Source organism: Desulfatibacillum alkenivorans DSM 16219 (genome assembly GCF_900142135.1).
Classification (GTDB): domain Bacteria; phylum Desulfobacterota; class Desulfobacteria; order Desulfobacterales; family Desulfatibacillaceae; genus Desulfatibacillum; species Desulfatibacillum alkenivorans.
The window spans coordinates 186701-211571 of sequence record NZ_FQZU01000003.1; the positions used below are offsets into that span (position 1 = coordinate 186701).

General features: G+C 55.2%; 25 protein-coding genes. 18 read left to right on the forward strand and 7 right to left on the reverse strand.

Going from position 1 to position 24871, the window contains the following annotated elements; genetic code table 11:
* Window positions 1–126: 126 nt before the first annotated feature.
* Entirely contained in the window at window positions 127–609 is a 483-nt protein-coding gene (locus tag BUE18_RS04230) for a hypothetical protein (RefSeq protein ID WP_073473192.1), read from the forward strand.
* Window positions 610–642: 33 nt separating this feature from the next.
* The gene (locus BUE18_RS04235) at window positions 643–975 is read left to right on the forward strand and encodes a hypothetical protein (RefSeq protein WP_073473194.1); all 333 of its coding nucleotides are present in this window, start codon (window positions 643–645) and stop codon (window positions 973–975) included.
* Window positions 976–1004: 29 nt separating this feature from the next.
* Here BUE18_RS04235 and BUE18_RS04240 read toward each other — a convergent pair whose 3' ends face one another.
* A complete protein-coding gene (locus BUE18_RS04240; protein WP_073473197.1) occupies window positions 1005–1673 on the reverse strand; it encodes an RNA polymerase sigma factor in 669 nt (222 codons plus the stop codon).
* Window positions 1674–1696: 23 nt separating this feature from the next.
* A complete protein-coding gene (locus tag BUE18_RS04245) occupies window positions 1697–2773 on the reverse strand; it encodes a peptidylprolyl isomerase (RefSeq protein WP_083610759.1) in 1077 nt (358 codons plus the stop codon).
* Window positions 2774–2973: 200 nt separating this feature from the next.
* On the opposite strand from BUE18_RS04245, the gene BUE18_RS04250 reads away from it, so the two are divergent.
* The 9 genes from BUE18_RS04250 to BUE18_RS04290 all read left to right on the forward strand — a co-directional run bounded on the left by BUE18_RS04250 (window position 2974) and on the right by BUE18_RS04290 (window position 13250).
* Window positions 2974–3735, forward strand: a complete 762-nt coding sequence (locus BUE18_RS04250; RefSeq protein ID WP_073473202.1) for an exodeoxyribonuclease III — start codon at window positions 2974–2976, stop codon at window positions 3733–3735.
* Entirely contained in the window at window positions 3735–4631 is an 897-nt protein-coding gene (locus BUE18_RS04255) for a S66 peptidase family protein (protein ID WP_073473205.1), read from the forward strand. Before BUE18_RS04250 ends, BUE18_RS04255 begins: the two co-directional genes overlap by 1 nt.
* Window positions 4632–4639: 8 nt before the next feature.
* Entirely contained in the window at window positions 4640–5743 is a 1104-nt protein-coding gene (locus BUE18_RS04260; protein ID WP_073473207.1) for a serine hydrolase domain-containing protein, read from the forward strand.
* Window positions 5744–6097: 354 nt separating this feature from the next.
* A complete protein-coding gene (locus tag BUE18_RS04265; RefSeq protein WP_073473210.1) occupies window positions 6098–6919 on the forward strand; it encodes an ABC transporter ATP-binding protein in 822 nt (273 codons plus the stop codon).
* Between the two features lie 11 nt (window positions 6920–6930).
* Entirely contained in the window at window positions 6931–8844 is a 1914-nt protein-coding gene (locus tag BUE18_RS04270) for an AMP-binding protein (protein ID WP_073473213.1), read from the forward strand.
* Between the two features lie 12 nt (window positions 8845–8856).
* Window positions 8857–9741 (forward strand): branched-chain amino acid ABC transporter permease, encoded by an 885-nt coding sequence (locus BUE18_RS04275; protein ID WP_073473216.1) that lies wholly within the window; start codon window positions 8857–8859, stop codon window positions 9739–9741.
* A 41-nt stretch (window positions 9742–9782) separates the two neighbouring features.
* On the forward strand, window positions 9783–11090 hold the full coding sequence (locus BUE18_RS04280) for a branched-chain amino acid ABC transporter permease (RefSeq protein ID WP_073473219.1): 1308 nt from the start codon (window positions 9783–9785) through the stop codon (window positions 11088–11090).
* 53 nt (window positions 11091–11143) lie between these two features.
* A complete protein-coding gene (locus BUE18_RS04285) occupies window positions 11144–12403 on the forward strand; it encodes an ABC transporter substrate-binding protein (protein ID WP_073473222.1) in 1260 nt (419 codons plus the stop codon).
* Window positions 12404–12440: 37 nt separating this feature from the next.
* Window positions 12441–13250, forward strand: a complete 810-nt coding sequence (locus tag BUE18_RS04290; RefSeq protein WP_139264605.1) for an ABC transporter ATP-binding protein — start codon at window positions 12441–12443, stop codon at window positions 13248–13250.
* A gap of 30 nt (window positions 13251–13280) precedes the next feature.
* On the opposite strand, the gene BUE18_RS28740 is transcribed toward BUE18_RS04290, so the two are convergent.
* Window positions 13281–13385 (reverse strand): DUF3918 family protein, encoded by a 105-nt coding sequence (locus tag BUE18_RS28740; RefSeq protein WP_170868262.1) that lies wholly within the window; start codon window positions 13383–13385, stop codon window positions 13281–13283.
* A 124-nt stretch (window positions 13386–13509) separates the two neighbouring features.
* Here BUE18_RS28740 and BUE18_RS28745 point away from each other — a divergent pair, with 124 nt between their 5' ends.
* The 7 genes from BUE18_RS28745 (at window position 13510) to BUE18_RS04325 (ending at window position 20513) form a co-directional block, all read left to right on the forward strand.
* Window positions 13510–13881, forward strand: a complete 372-nt coding sequence (locus BUE18_RS28745) for an LEA type 2 family protein (protein ID WP_170868263.1) — start codon at window positions 13510–13512, stop codon at window positions 13879–13881.
* 83 nt (window positions 13882–13964) lie between these two features.
* Entirely contained in the window at window positions 13965–14606 is a 642-nt protein-coding gene (locus BUE18_RS04300; RefSeq protein ID WP_073473227.1) for a CBS domain-containing protein, read from the forward strand.
* Between the two features lie 184 nt (window positions 14607–14790).
* Window positions 14791–15702, forward strand: coding sequence for a hydroxymethylglutaryl-CoA lyase (locus BUE18_RS04305; protein WP_073473229.1), 912 nt, complete (start codon window positions 14791–14793; stop codon window positions 15700–15702).
* Window positions 15703–15855: 153 nt separating this feature from the next.
* Window positions 15856–17043, forward strand: coding sequence for a TetR/AcrR family transcriptional regulator (locus BUE18_RS04310; RefSeq protein ID WP_073473231.1), 1188 nt, complete (start codon window positions 15856–15858; stop codon window positions 17041–17043).
* Between the two features lies 1 nt (window position 17044).
* Entirely contained in the window at window positions 17045–17827 is a 783-nt protein-coding gene (locus BUE18_RS04315; RefSeq protein WP_073473234.1) for an enoyl-CoA hydratase, read from the forward strand.
* A gap of 9 nt (window positions 17828–17836) precedes the next feature.
* On the forward strand, window positions 17837–19438 hold the full coding sequence (locus tag BUE18_RS04320; RefSeq protein WP_073473237.1) for an acyl-CoA carboxylase subunit beta: 1602 nt from the start codon (window positions 17837–17839) through the stop codon (window positions 19436–19438).
* Window positions 19439–19493: 55 nt separating this feature from the next.
* Window positions 19494–20513, forward strand: coding sequence for a beta/alpha barrel domain-containing protein (locus BUE18_RS04325; RefSeq protein WP_073473240.1), 1020 nt, complete (start codon window positions 19494–19496; stop codon window positions 20511–20513).
* Between the two features lie 86 nt (window positions 20514–20599).
* Here the strand turns inward: BUE18_RS04325 and BUE18_RS04330 are convergent, their stop codons facing one another.
* The 4 genes from BUE18_RS04330 to BUE18_RS04350 form a co-directional block, all read right to left on the reverse strand.
* On the reverse strand, window positions 20600–21253 hold the full coding sequence (locus tag BUE18_RS04330) for a hypothetical protein (RefSeq protein WP_073473243.1): 654 nt from the start codon (window positions 21251–21253) through the stop codon (window positions 20600–20602).
* 9 nt (window positions 21254–21262) lie between these two features.
* A complete protein-coding gene (locus BUE18_RS04335; RefSeq protein WP_073473245.1) occupies window positions 21263–21811 on the reverse strand; it encodes a Crp/Fnr family transcriptional regulator in 549 nt (182 codons plus the stop codon).
* Between the two features lie 11 nt (window positions 21812–21822).
* Window positions 21823–23775 (reverse strand): acetoacetate--CoA ligase, encoded by a 1953-nt coding sequence (locus BUE18_RS04340; protein WP_073473248.1) that lies wholly within the window; start codon window positions 23773–23775, stop codon window positions 21823–21825.
* Between the two features lie 479 nt (window positions 23776–24254).
* Window positions 24255–24728: a hypothetical protein gene (locus tag BUE18_RS04350; RefSeq protein WP_139264606.1), complete on the reverse strand. Its 474-nt coding sequence runs from the start codon at window positions 24726–24728 to the stop codon at window positions 24255–24257.
* Between the last annotated feature and the right edge of the window lie 143 nt (window positions 24729–24871).

Genomic DNA, 24871 nt, shown 5'->3' on the forward strand with positions numbered 1-24871 from the left:
AGGGTCTCCTATTGATTGGATCTGCCTGTTAGTCCCGCCTTGAAATGAAATGGTGACATTTTTTTCTTGACGAATGAGTATTGAATACTACACAATACACATAAGAAGCGCGCTGCGAGGCATGCCATGACCCAAGACAAGTCCCATAAATCCTCCCCCCCTACAGGGGGGACTTGCACAGTCTCCGCCAAATCCAGGGTTAGAGAGCCGGGGGAAAACTCCAATGGCGCCGTGACCCTGTCCGGGTATGAAATGGAAGTCCTGCGTTCCCGGGAGCGAGCCCTGGACGCCCAGAAAATCGCGGAAGACGCCACCAGAAAGGCCGGAGCCGCCCAGGGGCGTAAGATCGTCCAGTCCGTCCGCCTGAAAAAAGGGGCGGCCCGGGAGGTCGTCTACCTCGCCAATACGGTTGAGGAGGCTTCCGCGGAAATCCGGGAAAGCGCCCGGCAGGCGCGCCTGTGCATGTTGGAAGCCATGGAAAGCGCCTCGGTGGAGTTTTCCCGCTTATTGGATAGGGAAGTGCGCCGGTCTTTGGAGAACGCCCGGGAGGCATTGTCCCGCATGGTGGAGGAGCGGGTTCGGGATGCCGCAAAAAAAGAAGAGGAATAGCCTTGATTAAGCCTTAAAAAAAAGGAGCCAGCTATGGAAGACAACCCCCTTAAGCCCGACCAAATGGTGCGCATCATCCAGGAGTCTTTGGAGCAGACGGTGCGCAGCCTGCAAACCCTACAGGAAGGGGTGGTCTCGGACATCCGGGACGCTTGCGGCAAGATTTCCCCAGGCCGGAGCTTTAAGCCGGGTAACTTTGAGACGGTGGAAAAGGAGCTTGCCGAGCAGCAGGCGCAGATGGTGGAGCGTCTGGAGGAGATAACCAGCGGCCTGGTCAACAACGAGATTTTTACCGGCGTCTCTCAAACCGTGGAAGCGGCCGCCAAGAGTTTTGAAGAGATTTTAAAGAAGTTTTCCGGGGAATGATAGAATGATGCGCCCAAAACCGGAAGGGGCTATTCAAGCAGGTCTTCCCGGGTGAGTCCGTATTTTTGCAATGCCCGGGTGAGAACTGTTTTGAACTTGGCAAGAGATCCGGTTCCGGGGCGCGAAAACTGTTTTTTCAAGGCGTTGGTCTTTTTGTGCAGTTCTTCCTGGGTGAATGTCTCCCCTTGCAATTCCCTTTCAGCCATTTGTTCATAATTTAATCCGGCTAAATGCATGCGAATCAGGCGGGCGTCCCGGGGGGAAATGTCATCCAATGCCGCCAGGGCCAATGTCAAAACCTTTTCCCTTTGGCTGCGGATCAGGGTTTCTTCCGGGCTTTCCTGCAGCCCGGAATTGCTGTCCGGATTGGGCTCCTGCACAAAGCGTTCGCGCCTTTTTGCAAAGCGCGCGTTGTGGTCCAGGATTCTTCGGTTGAGGATCACCAACAGATAGGTGGACAGCGAAGCCTTTCCTGCGTAGTTTTGAAGCGCCTTGCCGTTCAGCAGTTCCAGCCAGAAGTCGCTCAGGATTCTTTCGGCTTTGTTCTGCGTAGGCGAAAACAGGCGGCGCATGGCGAAACGGAAAAAAAGGTTCTGGTACAACGAGTATAGCTCAAGGATGGCCTTGTTATTGCCTTTGGCCAGTTCCCGGCATACCCGCTGCGCCAGATCCAGATCCTTATCAAACCGTTTTCCCATACTGTCTGCCGGATTGCAGTCCGCTAGTTGGTTGCCTTTTGTTCGCCTGCTGCGGAATCGGGCAAAACGCCGGGGTACGTGATGGTCGCCTTTTCCTTCAACCCGTTGGCCAGAGTCATCAACTCCTGCTGCACCCTCTGCGTTTCCAGGCCTTTTCTGATTGCCAGCGCCGCGGATTCAAAAGGCCTGACCTCGGCCGGGGTTTTATCGGTCACCTTTATTATATGGTAACCGAATTGCGTTTCCACCAAACTGCTGATTTCCCCCACGTCCATGGAAAAGGCAGCTTTGGAAAACTCGGGCACCATGCGCTCTTTGGTGAAGAAATCCAAGTCCCCGCCCTTTTCCTTGGATGGGCAGGAGGAGTATTCCCGGGCCAGAGCGGCAAAATCCGCTCCGGGCTGCTTGGCTTTCATCAGGACTTCCTGAGCCTGATTCTTAATAGCTTCCTTTTCCTCCGCGGTTTTCGCATCCTTTGTTCCAAACAGGATATGGCTGGCGCGAACCTCTTCAGGCTTGGTGAAGCGGCTTTCCAGGTTGTCGTCATAGAATTTGCGGATTTCCTCGTCGGTGACTTTCACCTTTTCAGGAGCTATGGTTTTTGCCATTTTTTCCATGAGGTACATGTGGGTCACGTCAGGCCTTGCGGCGATGCCTGCAATGAACTGATCCCAGGTCTGGCCTTTGGGCTTAAGTTCCGTCTCTTCATATTCCTCTTTGGATTTGCCCGAAGCCTTTAATTGCAACTCCAACTGTTCGCTCAGCGCTGCGGCCATCTCCCCGGGGGCTGCCGTTATTTTCCGTTTTTCAATTTCCTGACTAAGGAGTTCGTCCATAATCAGTTTTTCCAAAACCCTGCCGGAATACTGGCTTTTAAAGCGCTGCGCCTGCTCAGGACTCAGTTGCATCCCTTTCGTGGCGTTTAACATTCCCTGCGTCAGAGCTTGATCCAACTCGGCCTGTGTGATGGATGCGCCGTTAACCACGGCGACCACCTTTTCCGATCCATCGTCCGCGCCGGCCTCGGCAAGAGCCGCCCCAGGAATGACCCAGGCCAGAAGCATTGTGATCACCAAAGCAGGCATTACTCGTTTTCTCATGAACTACCCCGTTTCTTTCTTCTTGGGATTTAAAAAAGAATGCCCCTCAACAAATGTCAGGACATGGCGACAGCGTTTTATCCCGCGAACGCGGGGCGCCCCGCGACTGCGTTGACGCATGATGTATGGCATGGTATTCAGTAACAATAATTTTCGCTAACCATGTTCTGGGCATTAACCGCCAACTACCATGAGGGGCCATGCTAAAATTTGTATCCTGGAATGTCAACGGCATACGTGCAGTGGAAAAAAAAGGCTTTACCGATATGGTCAAGGATTTTAACGCGGATATCCTTGCCATTCAAGAGACTCGGGCGCTTAAGGAGCAGTTGTCAGAGGGCCTTATAAATATTGCGGATTATACATCCTACTGGTTTTCGGCGGAAAAAAAAGGGTATTCCGGCGTTGGCGTTTACACAAAACAAACGCCGCTGGACGTGATGTACGGCATGGACAGCCCGGAGCACGACGCCGAAGGCCGGGTCATCACCCTGGAGTATGACGATTTTTATCTGATGAATGTTTATTTCCCCAACGCACAGCCCAAACTGGTGCGCCTGGACTGGAAACTGGGCTTTAACCAGACCCTCCATAAATTCGCCAACGCCCTGGGCGAAAAGAAATCCGTGGTTTTGTGCGGGGATTATAACGTGGCGCACAAGCCTATCGACCTGGCCAATCCCAAGCAAAACGAGCAAAACCCCGGATACTCGCCGGAAGAAAGGGCCTGGATGGACGAGTTTATCGATTCGGGCTATGTAGATACATTTCGCATGTTCAACCAGGAGCCGGAAAATTATACGTGGTGGAGCTACCGCTTTAACGCCAGGGCCAAGAACATCGGCTGGAGAATCGACTATTTTTGCGTGGACGAAAAAAGCAAAGGCAGGGTAAAAAATGCGGAGATCCTGAACGAGGTCATGGGATCCGACCATTGCCCCGTCAGCCTGGACTTTGAATAATGCCCATTTTCCCCGACTCCTTAAAACCGCTTCAGCCGGGAGACGTTGTAGGCGTTGCAGCGCCCGCTTCATGCTTTGACGCGGAGCTGTTTGAAAAAGGCCTGGAGGCTTTAAGGAACTGCGGTTTTGAAGTGCGCGTCCCTAAGTCAACCTATCTGCGTCAGGGGTACTTGGCCGGATCGGACCAGGAGCGGGCCCGGGCCTTTATGGATTTGTGGGAAGCCCCGGAGGTCAAAGCCGTCTTATGCGCCCGGGGCGGGTACGGCGTCCTGCGCATTCTTCCCCTCTTGGACTTTGACCGGTTGGCGCGCACTCCCAAGGTTTTTGCGGGGTATTCGGACATTACCGGGCTTATGCAGGCTTTGATGGACCGGTGCGGCCTGCCCGTGTTTCACGGCCCGGTCATTACCGGGTTGGGGCGGAATCCGGCCCATGCCCAATCCCTGGCCCGGCGCCTGTCAGGAGAATGGCCCTCCGAATGGGGCCTTGAAGACCCTTACATAATAACCCCGGGCTCGGCGGCGGGCCTTTTGGCCGGAGGCAACCTGGCCACCCTGTGCCACTTGGCGGGAACGCCTTTCCAGCCGGATTTTACGGGTAAAATCGTTTTTTTGGAAGACGTGGGCGAAGCCCCTTACCGGATCGACCGCATGCTGACCCATTTGCGTCTGTGCGGCGTGCTGGATCGGATGAGCGGGGTTTTATTGGGGGCCTTTCACAGTTGCGGTGAAGACGGGGAGGTCCGGCGGGTGCTGGCGGACCGCCTGGGCGATCTGGGCGTCCCGGTTTTGGGCGGGTTTCCAGCCGGCCACGGACCGGAAAACAAGACCTTCCCCATGGGAACGCCCGTAAAACTGGATGCCGATCAAGCCAGCCTGACCTTTATGAACCCCTGAGGACGCCTATGGAGCAAGTCGCCCGGATTATGCAGGAAGGCGTGGAAGAAGGCGTGTTCCCCGGGGCCGTCCTTCTAGCCTCCAAGGGCGGGAAGATTGTTTTCCATCAGGCCTTCGGCTATACGGACCGGACGCATCGCTTTTCCGCAACCACAAAAACAATTTACGACCTGGCTTCTCTGACCAAGCCCCTGGCAACGGCCGCCTGCATCATGGCGCTGGTCGAGCAGGGCCGCATTTCCATAAAGGATCGCCTGGGCGCCCTGCATCCGGGATTTAGCAACCCGGAAAAAAAAACGCTCACCCTGGAGCAGTTGCTTTCCCACACCTCCGGCTTCCCGGCTTACAGACCCTATTATGAAGTGCTGTCCCAATATCCATTTGAAGCAAGACAAGCCCGGCTTCTTGCACTGCTGAACTCCGAACCCCTGGAATACGCCCCGGGAAAAGACTGCATATACAGCGACTTGGGCTACATGGCAATCAGCCTGATGCTGGAGGAGTACACAGGGGCGCCGTTGGATCAGTTGTTTTTCCAATTGGTCGCCGAACCCCTTGGCATTGGCGATCTGTATTTCCGCCCCTTTAACCCGGATAAAAAGGACGCCTCACCGGTGATTGCATCAGACTCCATAGCCCCCACGGAGGACTGCCCGTGGAGAAAAAAGGTCATTCACGGCCAGGTTCACGACGACAACGCCTGGACGTTGGGCGGCGCGGCCGGGCATGCAGGCCTGTTTGGAACCGCTCATGGAGTCTGGCGGCTGGTTCATGGAATGAGGGGCGCCTTTGCAGGGGAGGCGGGCCGTTTTTTCGCCTCTCAAAACACCATGAAAGTATTTTTAGAAAACAAGCGCGCCCCCGGAGCCTATGTATTGGGCTTCGACACCCCCACCCCTTCCGAGTCAAGTTCAGGCAAAGCCTTTTCACCCGGCACGGTAGGGCATCTTGGGTTCACCGGGACGTCTTTTTGGGCGGATCTGTCGGAAGACGCAGTAGTGGCGCTGCTTAGCAACCGTGTGCATCCCACTAGAAATAATGGAAAAATCCGAATATTCCGACCCAAAATTCATAATGCGGTGATGGAAGCCATGGGTTTTTTCCCCGAATGATAAACTTTTTGCATGAACCCGCCTCAGTGTTAAAAAATTTGTTGAACTAAACCTATTGAATGGGTTAAGGTTATTTCAAAGACAGCATTTCCACCCAATTTCATCTGAACTGTACTATCTCGAAAACAGACTTTTTCCGGATTGCATCAGTATCTTTTGCAATAATCAGTACCAGGCCTTGAGGCCTTCTATTCCAATTCACAAGCAGCAACGCAGTAATTCTTTAGCAGGACCCAAGTCAGACATATTTTTTTTTGAGCCCGTTTATTGGAGAAGGCGCTGAATAAGCGCTTTTTCCCGAAATATGCCGTAGTCTCAAAAAAATCAACCTTTTGCCATGCAAGGAGACGGCTTATGGTCCATGCCGCCAAGTCCAAGGCCAAGGATGTCCTTTTGGAATTGGAAGACGTGCACATGTATTTTGGCAGGGTGGCCGCCCTGGCCGGGGTGAACCTGCGGGTCCGCAAGGGAGAGATCCATTCCATAATCGGCCCCAATGGTGCGGGAAAAACCGTTATGATGAATTGCATCAACGGGTTGTATAAGCCGCAGAGGGGGAGCATCTTCTTTGACGGTCAACGCGTAAACGGTTTCGCCCCTTCCAAGAGGGCGCGTCTTGGCATTGCCCGAACCTTCCAGAAAATCGAGTTATTCGGCGGCATGACCGTTTTGGATAACATTCGTTTGGGAAGGCACATCCACATGAACTCCGGGATTTTTTCCGGCGGCATGTGGATCGGCAAGACAAAGAGGGAGGAGATTGAATCCCGCCAATTTATCGAGGAGGAGATCATAGACCTCCTGGAGATCGAAAGCATACGCCATAAAACGGTGAACATGCTTCCCTACGGGCTCCAGAAGCGGGTGGAGTTGGGGCGGGCCTTGGCCCTGCAGCCCCGCCTGCTGCTCCTGGACGAACCCCTGGCCGGCCTCAACCTGGAAGAGGTGGAGGACATGGCCCGGTTCATCCTGGATATCAACGAGGAGGAGCGCTGGAAGGTCACCTGCATTTTGGTGGAGCACGACATGGGGGTGGTGATGGATATTTCCCACTCCGTATTTGTGTTGAATTTCGGACACAAAATCGTGGACGGCCCCCCAGAGGAAGTGCAGGCCAATCCGGAAGTGGTCAAGGCCTATCTTGGTGAAGAAGACATGTACACCACGCGGAGGTAGAGAAAATCCCTATGGACGCCAATATCACAAAGGATCTCACCATTCCCAAACTTTTCGTGGCGAAATGCAGGCAATACGGAAAAAGCCGGGTGGCCATGAGGGAAAAGGAGTTCGGCATCTGGATTCCTTTTACCTGGCAGGACTATTACAACAAAGTCAAATACATATCCCTTGGTCTGGTCAGCCTGGGGCTCAAGCCCGGGGACAAAGTGGCCATGATGGGCGACAACCGTCCGGAAGGCCTTTGGGTGGAAATGGCCGCCTTGTGCGCCGGAGGCGTGGGGGTGTGGCTGTTTCAGGATTGCATGAGCGATGAGGTCAAGTACATCATCGAGCAGTCCGACACGCGCTTTTTTGTGGGGGAGACCCAGGAGGAAGTGGATAAAGGCCTGGCTATTATCGATCAATGCCCCAAGCTGGAAAAAATCGTCTGGGACGATCCCAAAGGCATGCGGAATTACGGGCAGGACAGCCTGATCAGCCTGGGCAAGCTCATGGACCTTGGCAAGAGCCTGGACGAAAAAGAGCCCAGCTTGTTCGAGCAGATGGTGGCTAAAGGCCGCGGGGACGACATCTGCCTGCTTTTTTACACCTCCGGCACCACGGCCCTGCCCAAGGGCGTCCTCCTGACCCATTACAACATGCTGACCATGGGGGCGAACCTCATGGCTGTGGATCCGTGCAAGGAATCGGACGATTTCGTCTCCTACCTGCCTTTCGCCTGGATCGGCGAGCAAATGATGTCCGTATCCTGCGGCCTCCAGGTGGGCTACACCATCAATTTTCCGGAAGAGCCGGACACGGCCATGGAAAACATCCGGGAAATCGGCCCCCACGTTATGTTCGCCCCGCCCCGCCTGTACGAAGGCATGACCCGCCAGGTCCAGGTCAAGCACATGGACTCGGGCTGGATCAAACGCAAGATGTACACCCTGGCCAGCAAAATCGGGTACGCCGTCGCCAATCTGAAATTCGAAAAAAAACCGGTGCCCTTTTATATGAAAATCGCCCTGGCCCTGGCCAACACGTTGGTCCTGAACAAGCTCAAGGACCACTTGGGCATGACCCGTCTGCGCCAGGCCTATACGGGCGGCGCGGCCATGGGGCCGGATCATTTCCGTTTTTTCCACGCCCTGGGGGTGAACCTCAAGCAGATTTACGGACAAACGGAAATTGCGGGCATCGCCATTGTGCATCGGGACGGCGACATCAAGTTCGACACCGTGGGCACGCCCATTCCCGGCACGGAAGTAAAAATCGCCGAAGACGGCGAGATTCTCTGCAAGAGCCCCTCCGTATTCCAGGGCTACTATAAAAATGACGAGGCCACGGAAAAGACCCTGCTGGACGGATGGCTGGCCACGGGAGACAAGGGCTTTATCGACGATGACGGCCATCTGGTGGTTTTCGACCGGTCCAAGGACGTCATGACCCTCAAGGACGGCCGGCCTTTTTCGCCCCAATACCTGGAAACCCGCCTCAAGTTCTCCCCCTACGTGCAGGAGGCCTGGGTCATCGGACATGAGCGTGACTACGTCACGGCGGTCATGTGCATAGACTACTCCGTGGTGGGCAAATGGGCCGACGACAAAAAGCTCAATTACACCAGCTATATGGAGCTCTCCCAAAAGCCCGATGTGTACGACCTGGTGGCTTCCCAGGTGGAAATCGCCAACCAGGACCTGCCCGAACCGGCGAAAATCCATAAAATTATCAACCTTTATAAGGTGTTTGACGCGGACGATGAGGAACTGACCCGCACCAGCAAGCTCCGCAGGGCCTTTGTGGAAAAACGCTACAAGCAGATTGTGGACGCCTTGTACCAGGACGTGGACACCGTTCACATGGATACGACCATCACTTATGAGGACGGCAGAGAGCAGCATATCAAGACGGATCTCAGGATCCAAAAGCTCAATATGTAAGGAGCGGCGTGTATGGAAACCTTTGTGATTGCATTGATCACCGGAGTTCTTGTTGGAGGCATCTACGCCCTGGTGGCCCTCGGATGGGTTATTATCTACAAATGCTCCGGGGTGCTTAATCTGGCCATGGGGGAGCTGACGCTCATAGGAGCCTATGTCACCCTTACCTTTTATACGGCCGGCGTGCCGTTCATCCCCGCCGTTCTGCTGACCCTGGTGGTGGGCGCCGTCCTGGGCTATCTCACGGAGCGCATCTTTTTGGACAAGCTGATCGGAGAGCCCATCCTGGCCGTCATTATGGTGACCGTGGGGCTTTCCTTTTTTCTCAAAGGGCTGGTGGAATTTTTGTGGGGCACGGACACCCGGGTGTTCACGCCGCCGGTATTCAGCATCGAGCCCATTACCCTGAGTTTTCTAAAGATCAGCCCGGTGTACTTGTGGTCGTTCATTCTTTCCATTGTCCTGCTTATTTTGCTGGTGTCTTTCTTTAAGTTCACCAGTTGGGGGCTTTCCATGCAGGCCACGGCGGACGATGAAACCGCAGCCCTGTCCCTGGGCGTATCCGCCCGGTTCGTGTACGCGGCTTCCTGGGCCATTGCTTTCATGAGCGCGGGCGTGGGCGGGGCGCTGCTGGGCAATATCAACGGCATCAATATTTCCGTAGGCCATTTGGGGCTTTTGGTTTTGCCCGCTGTCGTGCTGGGAGGCTTGAACTCCATCCCCGGCGCCATTGTGGGCGGCATAACCATCGGCGTGCTCCAGAATTTGGCGGGAACCTATCTGGACGTTTATTTTCCCGGCGGAGTCAAGGAAATCGTTCCCTTTGTGTTTATGACGGTTTTCCTCTTGTTCAAGCCTTACGGATTGTGGGGATGGGAAAGAATCGAACGGGTTTAGCTTTTTAGCGCCTTTAGCGCGGAAAAAAGAGGAGAAGGTATATGTCCTCAGTCTGGTTACCATGCGGCGATTATCACGAGACGTATTCCCAGGATCAGGGATGGTGGCAAACCTCCCTCATTCGATTCAAAATGATTTCCCTGCTGGCCTTTGTCTTCATCGGGTGCCCATGGGCTCTGCCGGAAGGATGGCATTGGATCGCCTATGCCCTCGCGGGCTTGGGAGTCATTTTATTCCTGGTTAAGATCATTGCCAATCCTCCCGACTTCAAGGGGGAATGGGTTTTATATCCCTTTGTCCTGGCGCTTTTTATGCTGTATCGCCTGCCTGACTACTATTTAAGCGTCATGGTCATGATCGGGTATTACGGCATGGGCGCCCTGGGCGTGCAACTGCTCATCGGATACACGGGCTTGATTACCTTGGGCCACGCAGCGTTCATCGCCGTGGGGGCCTATGTCAGCGCTCTCATGGTCCTGTATTTCCATTGGCCCCAATTCATCCTGGACGCCGGCCTGGCCTATCCCATCTCCATAGTGGTTGCGGGCGTTTTCGCCGGATTCTGGAGCGTGCTTTTCGGCCTGCCTTCGGCCAAGGTGAAAGGCTTCTACCTGATCTTGACCACCATGGCCGCCCAGTTCATCACCGTGGATTTCATCCTCACCCAGTATGTGGCCCAGATCGGAGGGCGCGGGCAGGCTTTTTCCCTGCCGCCCGGCACCATCAAAGTCGGGCCTTGGGTGATCGATAGCGACGTGAAAATTTATTTTGTGATGGCCGTTATTTTAACCCTGATGGTGGCTTTTGTGGCCAATCTGTTCCGGTCGCGGGTGGGCAGGGCCTGGGTGGCCATCCGGGATAACGACATCGCCGCGGAAACCATGGGGATCAATATTGTCCAGTACAAGCTGCTGGCCTTTTTCGTGGCCGGCTTTTTGGGCGGCGTAACCGGGGCCTTTTGGCTGTCCAACACGGCCGCCCTGTCTCCCGAGCATTTCCCCTGGTTCTTGTCCCTGTGGCTGGTGGGCGTGATTTTAATCGGGGGCGTGGGCTCCATCCATGGCGCCATACTGGGCGCCTTGTTCATGGTTTTGATCACGGAAAGCCTGCAGTGGAGCGTCATCCCCCTGACCGATTATTACGATGAGGTGGCGGACACCTTAAATCCGGGCCAGTTGAAAAACATTCTGGATTGGCTGGTCCCCAAACTGCTGATGGACTTTGCATATATCAAGGACATGGTCTTTGGCCTGGCCATTTGCGCCTTTCTGATATTTGAGCCCAACGGGTTGTCCTACCGTTGGTGGCAAACCAAGAATTATTTCAATCTTTGGCCGTTTTCCTATTAGGTTTTCCAGCTTTATTCGCGATGTTCGAACAATGTATGGAAAGGAGGAAGGTGATGAGAAAAAAATGGAAGGTTCTGCTGGTGTTTTTTATCATAGGTGCGGTGGGGCTATGCTTCTCCGGGCCTGTCCTGGCCAAAACCGTCAAGGTGGGCGGCATCATGGACACCACGGGCGCCACCTCGGACGTGGGCAAGGACTATGCCTTCGGCATGGTGGAGGCGTTTAAGTACATCAACGAGAACGGCGGCATTAACGGGAACAAGGTCAAGTACACCTGGTTCGATTACGGGTACCGCATTCCTGAGGCCATCACCCGCTACAAGTTCCTCAAGCGCATGGGGGTTGTGGCCATCATGGGATGGGGCACGGGCGACACCGAAGCCCTCTCCCCCACAGTCAACCAGGATAAGCTGCCATACGTCTCCGCGTCTTACTCCGCGCATTTGACGGATCCGGCCAAATCCAAGTACAATTTCTTTTTCTCCTCGGATTATTCCACCAACGCCCGGGCCTGCCTGACCGCCTGGTTTGACAAAAAATGGCCCCAGCATCCGGATTACGGCAAGCGCAAACCCCGTTTTGCATGCTGCTACATGTCGGCCTCTCCTTACTGCAACGCGCCGATCAAGGCCATCAGAGACCATGCAACCATGCTGGGCTTTGAAGTGGGCGCGGATCAGGACGTCTCCCTGTTCGCCCTGGACGCCAAAAGCCAGATCAACGCCTTAAAGGAGTTCAAACCCGACGTGGTATGGCACGGAAACACCACCATGAGCGTTTCCGCCACCATGCGCGACGCCTACTCCCTGGGATTGGGCGCGGACTGGATCATCAACAACTGGGGCTTTGACGAAAACCTGCCTCGTCTGGCGGGGCCTGCCGCGGAAGGCGCCATCGGAGCCACCCCCTGTGCGTTCTTCGGCCAAAAGCAGCCTGACGGAAACTATTACAAGAACATGGATAAGGTGGTGGAGTACGCCGCCAAATACAACCCGGGCATTCCCCCTGAAAAACGTCTGATCCGCACCGTCCAGGCATGGGCGGACGCTTTGATCTTCTGGGAAGCCGCCAACCGCGCGGATAAAGCCGGATCTCTGGACGGCGAGACCATCAAGACCAAGGGCTTTGAAACCATGAGGAATTTCGACATCGGTTTGGGATCCTCTCCGGTCAGCTACACGGCCACGGACCACAGGCCCACCACCGGGTGCCTGGTGCAGGAATACCGGAACGGCGCATTTAACGAACTGTCCCGCGTGGACCTGAAAGCCCGCTGGCCCGAAAAGTGGGCCAACGAATGGCAGGGCTGGTAGGATTCGCTTCTCACTCCCATCCTTGGAGGTTACAGGCTTGGAAACGCAAGAGCCCATTTTGAAAATAAGCAATATCGAGGTCAAGTACCATGAGGTGATCCTGGTCCTCAAGGGCGTCTCCATTGAAGTGCCCAAAGGCGGAATTGTGGCCTTATTGGGCGCCAACGGCGCTGGAAAAAGCACCACCCTCAAGGCCATTTCCGGTTTGCTGAAAACCGAGGACGGCAAGGTGACGGACGGCGCCATTGAATTTGAAGGGGAGCGGATTCATGCTCAGGGGGCTGCGACCATCGCCCGGAAGGGCATTATTCAGGTGATTGAGGGACGCCGGGTATTTGAGCACTTGACGGTGGAGGAAAACCTCAAGGTCGGCGCGCACTTGCGCAAGTCCGGCTCCGTCAAGGAAGGCCTGGAAATGGTCTATCACTATTTTCCCCGATTACGGGAAAAACGCAACGAAACCGCCGGATTCATCTCCGGCGGCGAGCAGCAGATGACCGTGGTGGGCCGCGCCCTCATGACCGAGCCCAAACTGGTGCTTTTGGATGAACCGTCCATGGGGCTGGCCCCCATGCTCATCCATGAAATTTTCAATATCATCAAGCAGCTTAACGATGAGCAGGGCATTTCCATCCTGCTGGTGGAGCAGAACGCCAAGCTGGCTCTCAGCGTTGCGCCTTACGCCTATGTCATGGAAACCGGGAGAATCGTCATGGACGGAGAATCGTCCGCACTTACGGAAAACGAAGACATCAAGGACTTTTACCTGGGCCTGACGGATAAAGGCGGCAGGAAAAGCTTCCGCGAGGTCAAACATTACAAGCGCAGAAAGCGTTGGCTGAGCTGAAAGGAGGCGGGCCTGGCTTATTGTGCGCTTTTAGGGAGGGAATGCTATGAAAAAACTGACATGGTTCCTCATATTATTCATGTTTCTGGGTCTGGCCTCGTCATACGCTATGGCGCCCAAGCCCAGTGCAAGCAATTTTAAGGACCCTGTTGTAAGCCTGGAGCTTTTTGAAGTTCCCCAATACGACGGATTTTGGTATTACTCTAACAAAGTGGAGCCCACCAAGGGGAAAGCGGATAACCGGGGAGCGCCCCTTCCCATGAGTTTTCTGCTCGCTATCGAGAATCCCAACCCCTATCCCGTTACCCTGGAAGGGCTCAAGTTCACCGTGAATGTGGACGGTTTCGATCTGGTGACGGTCAATAATGACGACATGTACATTATCCCGGCCGAATCCACGGACCACGTCCGGGTGACCACCATGATCACGGCCCGGTCGGCCCTCCTATCCCTGATGGTCACGGGGGGATTTAAGCTGCAGGAGCAAGGCATGTCGCCTTGGGAGGCCCTGGAGAAATGGTGGACGGGCCTGGCCGGATACACCCAGCCGCTCTCGCTGAAGGGGGGGACTGCCGAAATCAGCGCCGGAGACGTCAGCAAGGTGCTGGCTTTTGAACTGACCTCCTCCTGACCCGTATACGCGCAATCGCCGGAAGCCCCGGTTTTGCCGGGGCTTCCGTATTTGTTTTTTTACAGTTCTATCGGAGGCGGAATATGCTCGTAAAAGACGTCATGACTGCAAATGTTGTTACCATCACCAGCGACACTTCCCTGGCCGACGCCAAACGCATTATGGAGGCCCATAAATTCCAGCGCCTGCCGGTGGTTGACAAAGGGAAGCTGAAAGGGGTGGTTACGGAAAAAAGGCTGGAAAAGGTTTCGCCCTCCGAGGCGACTTCCCTGACGGTCTGGGAAGTGGGGTATCTGCTGGAAAAAACCCCGGTCAGCAAGATCATGGCCAAAAACGTGGTGACCGTCACTCCGGAGATGACCGTGGAGGAAGGCCTGGCCCTGGCCCAGACCAACAAGGTCGGCGCCCTGGTGGTGGTTGAAGCCGGCAAGGTGATCGGCATTGTCACGACCAACGACTTTTTTTACAAGATCGCCAACAAGGTCCTGGGAATCGGCGAGCCCGGCACGCGCATTTTCATCCTGCGGGGCGGGGAAGGCCCGGAACTGGAAAAGATCCTGGGCCACATCAACAAGCATGAAATGAAGATCGTAACCATCCATGTGTTGTCTCCGCCGGACCAGGAAAAGCATGACGTGGTCATCCATGTGACCTCTAAAGACGTCAAGGCCCTTCTTAAGGACCTGCGCGCCGACGGATTCAAGGTGGCCACCCGCAGCCGTTAATGCTACCCGGCCCTGCGGGGGGGGATGGAAAAGGCCGTCCGCCGCGTTGGCAGGCTGTGAGCGCGAAATGATAAAAGCTGGAAGCAAAGCATTTTGACGATCCCCATGCGTCCCCTCTCGTCCTGCGCCTGAATTTACACCGGCCGCGGGATGAGGGCGTTATGGATCTATCGGCGAAAACTTGATGAATCGATTTACTTTGGGGGAGGCGGCGCCTTCCCGTGTGGTTATACGAGAAGTGGGGCCTCGGGACGGATTTCAGGCCGAGGACGTCATCATCCCCACGGATATGAAGCTGAAAGTCATCGGGGATTTGGCCCGGGCGGGAATCACGCACATTCAGGCGGTTTCCTTCGTCCATCCCAAAAGGGTTCCCCAGATGGCCGACGCCGAGCAGTTGATGGAATCCCTTGAAAAACAGCCCGGGGTCGTTTACAGCGGCCTGGCCCTGAACCCGGCCGGCGTGAAAAGAGCGGCCGCCTCCCGGGTGGACGCCGTGGAAATCAGCATTTCCGCCAGCGACTCCCACAGCCGGAAGAACACGGGCATGGGCCGGGATGAGGCCATGGCGCAGGCCGGGGATATGATTTCCCTGGCCCGGGACGCGGGCCTGGACGTCATCGCCGGCGTGCAATGCGCCTTCGGCTGCGTCTACCAGGGGAGCATCCCCGAAAAACAGGTCCTGGACATGGTGGAGGCTTTTCTGGTCCACTCCCCCCAGGCCCTGTGCATCGCAGACACCACGGGCATGGCCGGGCCGTTGGAGGTGGGGGGCTTGATGTCCCGGATCGCTTCCATGGCTGGGGATTTACCGGTTTTTCTCCACCTGCACGACACCCGCGGCCTGGGCTTGGTGAACATGACGGCCGCGATTATGAGCGGTATTCATCACTTCGACGCATCTTTGGGCGGTATGGGGGGGTGTCCCTTCGTCCCCGGAGCTGCGGGCAACATCCCCACGGAAGAGGCGCTATATCTCATGGAGCGCCTTGGCATCGCCACGGGAACGGCCGTCGACCAGGTGGCCGCCTGCACGCGCGCTTTGGAAATATTTTTGAGGCGCATTCTTCCCGGCCGGATTCATCGGCTGAAATAAGCAATTTTTAGCGTAAAAATTTCGTTGTTTTTCGTAAAAAAACGGAAAATCGGGGATTTTTTTAAATCCTCTTGACATGGGAATGGACTAAACTTAGAATCTAACTCAGCATATCGCCCATTTTTTGAGCGATATTCATAAAGAGAGCCTGAAATGACCAATACGGAAAATAAAAAAAAGGCCATCCTCCAATCAGCCACCCGCCTGTTCTCCCAGATGGGCTTCTCCCAAGCCACCCTGTCCCAGGTGGCCAAAGGCGCGGGCATTACCACGTCAGGCATATACAACTATTTCAAATCCAAAGAAGAAATCCTCTTCGCCATCATAGAAAACTTCATGACCCAAAGCCTGAAAGGCCTCCAGGAGCACCTGGAAGGCATTCACGGGGCTGAAAACAAACTCAGAAAAGCCATTTGGTTTCATTGCCGTACATATTCCCAGGGAAAAAAGGAAATCCAAATTATTCTGGAGTCCCGGTCCTATCCTGATTTTTACGAGTCCCAGGCCTATATCGCGTTGCGGGATTACAGCCGGGTCATCACCCGGGTGATCAGCGAGGGCATGGAACAAGGCGTGTTCCATGACCTTTCCCGGGCCGGCCTCTTGCGGGACATGATCCTGGGCGCCGTGGACCACCTGGCTTTAGACTGGACCATCAACAACGCCCCCAGCCCCCTGGAATTTGCCGACCGGCTCTTTGACATCATCATGGCCTCGGTGACTCCCCAGGACTCCGACCCCGAGGAGGACGACAAGAAAGAGCGCAAAAAAAAGCTCATTATCGACTCCGCCAGCCGCCTTTTCGCAGCCAACGGGTACAGCGGAACCAACATGCTTGCCGTGGCCAAGGAAGCCGGCGTGGCCGAGGGCACCATCTACGAATATTATCAGAACAAGGAAAACCTGCTTATCAGCATCCCCAGGGCCAAGCTGGAGGAGCTTCTGGCCCAAATGGACTATGAAGCGCCTGAGCGCAATTTGCGGGAGAGCATTCTGAGCCTGTTTCGTTTTTATTATCAGGACAGGGACTACTCCACCATTCTCATCCTCATGCTCAGGCCCAATCGCAGCTTTTACAGCTCCGAAAGCAACCAAAGCCTGGACCGCATCTTTTCTTTGATGGAAAGGGCCATCGTCCAGGGGCAGGAAAAAGGCCTGTTCTCGCAAAACGTGGACCTAAGCCTTTGGAGGAACCTGCTTTTCGGCGCCATAGACCATATTTTAATTCCGTGGATCATATTCAACAGGGAGTACGACCTGATGCAGATCGGCCGGGAAGTCTCCCGGCTTGTCATAAATGCCTTACAAACTCATGGAAGCCAGACTTCCGCAGGAGGGTAAAATGGAAGAAGAGCTGGTATTGTCCCAGACCGAGGATCAGGTTCTAACGCTCACGTTAAACCGGCCCAAGGTAATGAACTCATTTAATTTCGCCATGCTGCACGCCTTAAAGGCGGCGGTCGATAAAGCCCGGTTCGACCCTGAAGTCCGCGTGATCATCATCACCGGAGCAGGCGACCGGGCTTTTTGCGCTGGGGCCGACCTCAAGGAAAGGGCCACGCTCACGCCTGTCCAGGTCAAGGAGTTCATCTATACAATTCGCAATCTTTTTACGGATATTGAAAATCTGCCCAAGCCCGTGATTGCTGCGGTGAACGGCATCGCCCTGGGCGGCGGCACGGAACTGGCCCTGGGCTGCGACATCAGATTGGCCGCCGAAACGGCTGCCATGGGCCTGACCGAAACCACCCTGGCCATCATACCGGGGGCGGGCGGCACCCAGCGCCTTCCCAGGCTCATCGGCAAAGGCAAGGCCAAGGAGCTTATTTTCACCGGCAAAAGGGTGGACGCCCAGGAAGCCCTGGACCTTGGCATGGTGAACAAGGTCGTCCCCGGCGACTCCTTGCTGGACGCCGCCAAGGAAATGGCCGCCGCCATCCGCAAGAACGGCCCCATTGCCGTCACCCAGGCCAAATACGCCATCAATCAAGGCATGGAGACCGACCTGTCCACAGGCCTGGCCATCGAAAGCAATGCCTACTGGATCACCATCCCCACCAAGGACCGGCTGGAAGGTCTTGCCGCTTTCAGGGAAAAACGCAAACCTGTGTACAAAGGCGAATAAGGAGTCGACATGTCTGCAACCAAACTGACAAACAGGGAACATTGGGAGGCCCAGGAGCAGGAGCTCGCCAAGCTGGTCGAGGCTGCCGTGAACGCGGGCGGGGAAAAGGCGGTGGAGCGCCTGAGCAAGCAGGGAAAGCAGCCTGTGCGCAACCTCATCGCCAAGCTCATAGATCCGGGTACGGAGTTTTTTGAACTTTCCACCATTGCGGGATTCGGCATGGACTACCCCGGCGTGCCTGATATACCGGGCGGCGGCGTGGTCTACGGCATAGGCAAAATCCACGGCAATTGGACCATGATTCTCGGCAACGACCCCCGGGTTAAAGCCGGAACCTACTTTCCCATCACCCTGAAAAAGCACATGCGCGCCCAGGCCATCGCCGAAAGGTGCGGCCTCAATTGCGTCTACGTCGCCGACAGCGGCGGGGCTTTTCTCCCAATGCAGGCCGAAATCTTTCCGGATGATCAGCAGTTTGGGTCCATGTTTTTCAACATGGCACGCATGAGCGCCATGGGCCTCAAACAGATCACCCTGTCCACGGGCGGAAACACGGCCGGCGGCGCCTACATAGTCTTCATGGCCTGCCAGTCCATCATGATCGACAAAATGGCCTACTCCTTCCTGGGCGGGCCTCCTTTGGTCAAGGCCGCCACGGGAGAGGATATTTCAGCCGAAGACCTGGGCGGCGCAAAAATTCACACCCAGGTGTCCGGCGGCGCCGACCATCTGTGCAAGGACCAGGAGGAAGCCGTATCCAAGGTGCGGGAAGTCCTGTCCATGGAGCCGCCCCAATCCATATCCATTCACCGCTTTGAACCCAAAGAGCCCAAACAGCCGGTGACGGACATTTACGACAACCTGCCCGCCAATGTGCACCAGGGCATCAAAACCCGCACCATCCTCAAAGCCATCGCCGACGACAGCGAGTTCCTGGAGTATAAAAAAGAATACGCCAAAGGGCGCGGAGACAACATCATCACGGGAAAAATCAGGCTCAAGGGCATTCCCGTGGGCGTCATCGCTTCCAACAACGCGGGCATCATCTTTGTGGAGGCCGCCCGCAAAGCCACGGAATGGATTGTGCGCTGCAGCCAGGAAAAAATTCCGCTGCTGTTCATCCAGGCCTCGCCCGGATACATGGTGGGCTCCCAGTCGGAGCATATGGGCATCGGCAAATACGGCGCCGACATGGTCCGCGCCGTGAGCTGCGCCCAGGTGCCCCGGATACAGATCGCCATCGGCCCGGATAACGGGGCCGCCAACTACGGCATGTGCGGCAGGGCCTACAAGCCCCACTTTCTGTTCCACACCATGCGGTCCCGCACTTCGGTCATGAGCGGCCGTTCCGCGGCCTTTGTGCTTTTGTCCATTGAAGAGCGCAAGCGCGCGGCCCAGGGAAACCCGCTGACGGAAGAAGAGAAGGCCGAATTCCAAAATAAAATGATTGCCAAGTACGACGGCGAAGCCCATCCGTTTTATTGCGGCGCCAGGCTTTTGTCGGACAAGGTTTTGCGTTTCTCGGAAATGCGGGATTGGCTCGCCATGGCCTTTGAAGTGAGCTTGTTGAAGCCCATCGGCGACCCTGCATTCGGAAACTTGCGCTTTTAACCATTTTTGAGAAAAACGCCCACGCGTTTTATCCTACTAGGAAAGGGAGACAACCATGAGCGAATTGAAATACCCTAAAAAAGTAACGGTTGGGGACATCACCGTCCGGGACGGGTTCCAGCACGAAGAAATTTTTATCCCCACGGACGCCAAAGTCTGGGTGGCCGAGCAATTGATCCTGGCCGGCTTCAAGCGGATTGAAACCACCAATTACGGGCCTCCTAAACTTATGCCTCAGTTTAAGGACGCCGACGAACTCACCAGAAGGCTTCGCAACTCCAAAAAGATCAAGCATTTGATCGATGACGTGGAGCTTACCGCCATCACCATTCGGGAAAAGGCGGCGGAGCGCGCCATCCAGGCCAAGCTGGACGGCAACGGCCCTGACCGGATTTTGTTTATGGTCTCCACCAGCGAATCCCATCACAAGACCAACTCAGGCCTCAGCCTAGACGCCTATTGGAAAATGTGCGAGGAATACATTCCCAAGGCCCACGATGCAGGCCTGAAAGTTTGCGGCACGGTAAGCACCATTTGGGGCTGCCCCATCGAAGGCCCCACGGAGCTGCAAAAGGCTGTGGACTTCACCAAGCGTTGGCTGGATATTGGCGCCGATGACATCGAACACGCCGACCACGACGGGTCCGCGCCCCCCAACAAGGTCTACGACTATTTTTCCCTGATCCTGGACCAGATTCCCGATCCCAGCCTGCATGTGGCCCACTTCCACGTCACCCGCGGCTGGGGCTGCGCCAATGTGCTGGCGGCCCTTCAGGCTGGAATCACCCATTACGAGTCCACCATCGGCGGTTTGGGCGGACAACCCGCCAACTTCTGCGACAGGGTTCCCGTAGGCGGAACAGGCAAGTACTATTACGAGGACGCCTCCATCGTGGGCCTGATTTCCACCGAGGACATGGTGGTCATGATGGACGAGATGGGCATTGATACGGGACTGGATGTGGACCGGGTGCTGGATATCGGCCGCATGATGGAAAAAATCATCGGCCGCCGCCTGCGCTCCGAATGCGCGCACACCGGCAGAATTCCCAAGACCTTGACCGGCAGAGTCTAAGCCTGCCGTTTATTCCAAAAAAAAAAACGCCGGAGCAACTCAGGCGCTGCTCCGGCGTTTGCTTTTTTACGGCGATCCGTTTTCGTTTAATCGATGGCGTCGACGCCCTCCCATTTGGTGGGGGGGCCTATCAAGACGAAGGGAGCGGGATTCCGCTTGCCGCCGCTCCAGCTCATGTAGCCGTAGCCCAGATACAGGTTGGGATTGATTTCCCTTATTTCGTCCCGCATGGAGCTTAGCATGCCCAGGTTGTATTTTTCATAAACCAGGTGAAAGGAGTCCCGGTCGTCATACACGGAGGGGCCTACGTAGGTGTCCATTTTCACCAGGCGGGCAACGCCCTCTCCGTTTCCCGACCCTGTTAAAAAAATATTGTAGCCCCAACCTTCGGTTCTGGAGGCGGGCGTAAAAGCCTTGCCGATCCACTTCCCGGGGCCCATCAGGTTGTGCGTAAAAAAGCTGGATGCCTTGGCAAGCACGCCTTTATCCAGTAATTGGGCCCGATACTCTCCTTTCATGTTTTGGAAAGACGGGGTTTTTGCGGCGTAAAAAAGCTGCATGATTTCCGATTTTGAAAGAGCCTCGATGTGTTGGACCCTTGCGTTGGAAGCGCTAATGCCAAGGATTTCGCCCATGGAGCGGCCTGAGGGGCCTCCCAACCCGTTTTGCAGGATGTTGACGGCCACGGGCGTTGCAATGACAAGAGCCAGCACCAACAAAAAAATCAGCAATTTTTTCATAATGTTCTCCTAAAGCTGCATGTACCCCTTTGGGACCAAGGCCACATATCGTTCCTTTTTGGTGGCCGCCTGAAGAATAACGTCAATACTTTCCAATAAGACGGCTACATCGTTGGCTGATCTTCTGTCGTCCTCCTTCCATGTCCTGATTAATGATCGAACTTCTTTTAAACTGGAAGTCATGGCAGCGCTTTTGGCCTGATGCTTGGCTTCCATTTCACGATAACGGAATAAAATCTGATCCAATAACGCCCGGATAAAAGGCAGGCTTTTATCCAGGGCGTCTTTCATTTGATTGGATGTCATGGCGACCAATTGGCAGGCGGACGCCGCCTCGGCTGAGGCGCTGCGGGGCTCCCCCGTGATTATGGCGGTTTCGCCGAGAATCTGGCCGGCCTTCAGATGGGCCAGAATGACCCTATTGCCTTCCTCTTTGCGAAACACGCAAACCACGCCGCTTTTCACCAGGAAAACCCTGTCGCCGGGATCCCCTTCGGAGAATATCCGCTGCCCCTTGTGATACACCATAACAGGGAATTTATGGTCGTCCTGCGTCATGGAAAACCTTCCTACCTGGAAAGCTCCGGAATATCCTTGTAGAAGTCCAGCGCCTGGGGATTGGCCAGGGCGTCCGTGTTTTCCACAGGCTTATTCTCGATCACTTTCTTGACGGCCAGCTCCACCTTTTTCATGTTCAAGGTGTAAGGCACGTCCGGCACCTCTATCACCTTGGCAGGCACGTGCCTGGGCGAAGCGTTTTGCCGGATGCCAGCCCTCAGTTTGTTAATAACGTCATCCGTCAGGGCCTGGCCTTCGGCCATTTTTACAAACAGGATGACGCGAACGTCATTGTCCCAATTCTGGCCCACAACCACTGAGTCCGCAATTTCCTCAAAATTTTCCACAACCCGATAAATCTCAGCGGTTCCAATGCGCACGCCGCCCGGGTTCAAGGTGGCGTCGGATCTACCATACATTACCACCCCGCCGCGTTCCGTAACTGTTATGAAGTCTCCATGATGCCAGACTCCGGGGTATTTGTCAAAATATGCCTTGTGATATTTTTTCCCGTCAGGATCTTCCCAGAAATAAATGGGCATGGAGGGAAAGGGTTTGCGACAAACCAGCTCCGCCTGCTGATTGATGACCGGCTGCCCATTTTCGTCAAAAGCGGCCACATCCATAGCCAGGCCGCGGCATTGCAGCTCCCCGGCAAAGACCGGTCCCATGGGGTTGCCCAGGGCGAAGCAGCCGTTCAGGTCCGTTCCGCCGGCGATGGAGGCCAGTTGGATGTCTTCTTTGACTTCCCGGTAAACCCACTCAAAGCCCTCTATGGAAAGGGGAGAGCCGGTGGAAAGCACCGCCCTCACCGAAGAAAGGTCGTAATGCTTGCCGGGCTGGCCCCCCTGGTCCATTAAGGCCGCGATGTAGCCCGCGCTGGTGCCGAACACGGTGACTTTCTCGTCCTGGGCCATTTTCCACAGGACTTCGGCGTCCGGATGAAAAGGCTGGCCGTCATATTGAATGATAGTGGCGCCCACCCCCAGGCTGGAGGTCAGCCAGTTCCACATCATCCAGCCGCAGGTGGTAAAGTAAAATATGTTATCCTCGCGCTTGAGGTCCGTATGGAGCACAAGCTCTTTAAGATGATGGACCAGAATGCCGCCGGCGCTCTGGACCATGCACTTGGGCAGGCCGGTGGTCCCGGAGGAGTACATGATGTACAAGGGGTGATCGAAAGGCAGTTGTTCGAATTCGATTTCCAGGCCGTCTTCCTGGGAAATGAAATCCTGGAAATGGATGGCGTTGGGCAAGACCGAGATATCCGCCCTTTCCTGCGTGTAAGGGACGACCACCAATTTTTCCAAGGAAGGAAGCTGGTTGACTACGCCGGAAATCTTCTCCAGGCTGTCCAGGTCTTTGCCTTTAAACCGATATCCGTTGGCCGTAAACAACACCTTTGGCTTGATCTGGCCGAAGCGGTCCAGCACGCCCTTGATTCCGAAATCCGGGCTGCAGGAAGACCAGATGGCGCCAATGCTGGCGGCGGCCAGCATGGCCATGACGGTCTGGGGCATGTTGGGCATGAAACCGGCGACCCGGTCCCCGGTTGTTACGCCCATGTCCCGCAATGACTTGGCCAGCCGGGCGACCTGGTCGTATAGCTGAGCGTAGCTTATTCTGACGGGCTCGGCCCCTTCTCCCTGGAACACGATGGCCAGGCGGTCGTCCCGATATTTCAGCATATTTTCGGCAAAGTTCAGTTTGGCGCCCTCAAACCATTTGGCGCCCGGCATCTTTGTCGGGTCGTCGATCACCTGGATATAGGGGGTGGAGGCTTTAACCCCTACAAAATCCCATAAAACCGCCCAGAAGTCGGCGATGTTGTCCACGGACCACTGGTGCAGCTCGGGATAGGTTTGAAAATTTTTGCCGAACCGTTGGTTGATCTCGCCCATAAACCGGAACATGTTGGTTTGTTCTATGCGCTCTCTTGACGGTGTCCACAATAATTTGCTCATGGCAGGATTCCTTTCAGATCAGAATTGATCAAATCGCCGGGCGCCATAAGGCGCAGGCCGGTATTGAAGTAGGGGGTGAGTCCAGCCTCCTTGCATTCGGGGGACAAGGCCTGGAGGCGCCTGGGGGCGTAAGAAAATTTTTTCCAGCAAAGGCTTGTTTTCCGGGGGATGACGAGAGGCGCAAGGCCTCGGTTCACAGGGCCGGGCGCCCTTCCCGCAACACCCATGGCGCGCGAAGCCGGCGATGCGCTGACTGATCCAAGGGGCGCCCCGGCGACTAATCAGGGCCTGGGATAATTTTGAGGCAGATTCTCCATTGAAATCAAGATGCTGTCGCTCTTCCAGTCGCGCTCCGCATACATCGCATTTGGAAAGATCAAACATAGGACCACTCCTTATCTTGAAGGGCTATCCAAGGCATGCCTTAACATAGCATTTTTTCGGCAAGGAGCAAGGATTTTTAGGCTTTTAGCCTATATTTACAGGTAAATCCCGTCTATAATCTTTTTTGCTTTTTTATACTCGGCTTTTCCGTCCCTGGCGGCGCCGGGCAAAATAATTATTCGTTGTAATTTCTTATTATTGCGCGTAAAATGAATGATAAAGAATCCGCGAAACCCCGTGAGGGGTGGATGGGGCTCAATTTTTGAAATTTCAGAAAGCGCAATTCTTGTCGTCGCAGATAACAGCCTGTTTTTTATAATGCTTCCAACCAATAAAACCGCGGAAATCAGCAGCACAAGCCCAAGATGAACCTGGCCGTCATAAATAAAAAACACCCCGTTTATTAATAAAACCAGGCCCACAACCAGGTACATCCCAAAGGCTTTGGCTACGGTAGGCCCGAAAAGAGCCGTGGAAAGCCGGCCGGCGACGGTCTCCCGGCTGATGATGATTTCGTTTTCCGTTACCTGACACTCGCCGGTTTTTGTTAAAAAAGTGTTTTCGTCCATAAAGTATAATTGTTTATATATTAATGAGTTAATTGAATGAGGAGCCTCTCGGGCCAGCAAGGCGCCTCCGTCCGCAACCAGAACGCGCCCGGTGGCGTACGGATGGGTCATAAGGTATATGTACGCTATGGCGATGTCTTCAG

What these genes read in the sequence shown, in the direction of transcription:
- BUE18_RS04230 (WP_073473192.1), top strand. Translation starts at nt 127, where the DNA reads ATGACCCAAGACAAGTCCCATAAATCCTCCCCCCCTACAGGGGGGACT.
- BUE18_RS04235 (WP_073473194.1), top strand. Translation starts at nt 643, where the DNA reads ATGGAAGACAACCCCCTTAAGCCCGACCAAATGGTGCGCATCATCCAG.
- BUE18_RS04240 (WP_073473197.1), bottom strand. Translation starts at nt 1,673, where the DNA reads ATGGGAAAACGGTTTGATAAGGATCTGGATCTGGCGCAGCGGGTATGC.
- BUE18_RS04245 (WP_083610759.1), bottom strand. Translation starts at nt 2,773, where the DNA reads ATGAGAAAACGAGTAATGCCTGCTTTGGTGATCACAATGCTTCTGGCC.
- BUE18_RS04250 (WP_073473202.1), top strand. Translation starts at nt 2,974, where the DNA reads ATGCTAAAATTTGTATCCTGGAATGTCAACGGCATACGTGCAGTGGAA.
- BUE18_RS04255 (WP_073473205.1), top strand. Translation starts at nt 3,735, where the DNA reads ATGCCCATTTTCCCCGACTCCTTAAAACCGCTTCAGCCGGGAGACGTT.
- BUE18_RS04260 (WP_073473207.1), top strand. Translation starts at nt 4,640, where the DNA reads ATGGAGCAAGTCGCCCGGATTATGCAGGAAGGCGTGGAAGAAGGCGTG.
- BUE18_RS04265 (WP_073473210.1), top strand. Translation starts at nt 6,098, where the DNA reads ATGGTCCATGCCGCCAAGTCCAAGGCCAAGGATGTCCTTTTGGAATTG.
- BUE18_RS04270 (WP_073473213.1), top strand. Translation starts at nt 6,931, where the DNA reads ATGGACGCCAATATCACAAAGGATCTCACCATTCCCAAACTTTTCGTG.
- BUE18_RS04275 (WP_073473216.1), top strand. Translation starts at nt 8,857, where the DNA reads ATGGAAACCTTTGTGATTGCATTGATCACCGGAGTTCTTGTTGGAGGC.
- BUE18_RS04280 (WP_073473219.1), top strand. Translation starts at nt 9,783, where the DNA reads ATGTCCTCAGTCTGGTTACCATGCGGCGATTATCACGAGACGTATTCC.
- BUE18_RS04285 (WP_073473222.1), top strand. Translation starts at nt 11,144, where the DNA reads ATGAGAAAAAAATGGAAGGTTCTGCTGGTGTTTTTTATCATAGGTGCG.
- BUE18_RS28745 (WP_170868263.1), top strand. Translation starts at nt 13,510, where the DNA reads ATGAGTTTTCTGCTCGCTATCGAGAATCCCAACCCCTATCCCGTTACC.
- BUE18_RS04300 (WP_073473227.1), top strand. Translation starts at nt 13,965, where the DNA reads ATGCTCGTAAAAGACGTCATGACTGCAAATGTTGTTACCATCACCAGC.
- BUE18_RS04305 (WP_073473229.1), top strand. Translation starts at nt 14,791, where the DNA reads ATGAATCGATTTACTTTGGGGGAGGCGGCGCCTTCCCGTGTGGTTATA.
- BUE18_RS04310 (WP_073473231.1), top strand. Translation starts at nt 15,856, where the DNA reads ATGACCAATACGGAAAATAAAAAAAAGGCCATCCTCCAATCAGCCACC.
- BUE18_RS04315 (WP_073473234.1), top strand. Translation starts at nt 17,045, where the DNA reads ATGGAAGAAGAGCTGGTATTGTCCCAGACCGAGGATCAGGTTCTAACG.
- BUE18_RS04320 (WP_073473237.1), top strand. Translation starts at nt 17,837, where the DNA reads ATGTCTGCAACCAAACTGACAAACAGGGAACATTGGGAGGCCCAGGAG.
- BUE18_RS04325 (WP_073473240.1), top strand. Translation starts at nt 19,494, where the DNA reads ATGAGCGAATTGAAATACCCTAAAAAAGTAACGGTTGGGGACATCACC.
- BUE18_RS04330 (WP_073473243.1), bottom strand. Translation starts at nt 21,253, where the DNA reads ATGAAAAAATTGCTGATTTTTTTGTTGGTGCTGGCTCTTGTCATTGCA.
- BUE18_RS04335 (WP_073473245.1), bottom strand. Translation starts at nt 21,811, where the DNA reads ATGACGCAGGACGACCATAAATTCCCTGTTATGGTGTATCACAAGGGG.
- BUE18_RS04340 (WP_073473248.1), bottom strand. Translation starts at nt 23,775, where the DNA reads ATGAGCAAATTATTGTGGACACCGTCAAGAGAGCGCATAGAACAAACC.
- BUE18_RS04350 (WP_139264606.1), bottom strand. Translation starts at nt 24,728, where the DNA reads ATGGACGAAAACACTTTTTTAACAAAAACCGGCGAGTGTCAGGTAACG.